At 60.1% G+C, this 313-nt stretch carries 1 rRNA gene; it reads left to right on the top strand.

Annotation, left to right across the window (positions count from 1 at the left end):
• Positions 1-205: 205 nt before the first annotated feature.
• Positions 206-313 (top strand): 5S ribosomal RNA (gene rrf / locus QMX83_RS21630); the annotation flags it as partial.

The following is a 313-nucleotide window of genomic DNA, read 5'->3' as shown; positions in this document are numbered from 1 at the left end:
ATCCCATCCCGAACTCGGAAGTGAAACGCAGCTGCGCCGATGGTAGTGTGGCTCAAGCCATGCGAGAGTAGGTCATCGCCAGGGTTTACACCCAAAACCCCGCTGCTCACGCAGCGGGGTTTTTCTTCCGGTAGCACACGACCGATGGTCGCGTGACCCGTGGGAAGCATGCCGAGCTGGCGCATCGCGCTGCTCCAACCGTCTCCCTGGTGAAATTAGCGCTGTGGAACCACCCGATCCCATCCCGAACTCGGAAGTGAAACGCAGCTGCGCCGATGGTAGTGTGGCTCAAGCCATGCGAGAGTAGGTCATC

This window comes from Stenotrophomonas sp. PS02289 (assembly GCF_029960115.1).
Lineage (GTDB): Bacteria > Pseudomonadota > Gammaproteobacteria > Xanthomonadales > Xanthomonadaceae > Stenotrophomonas.
This window is presented reverse-complemented; position numbering and strand designations above follow the sequence as displayed.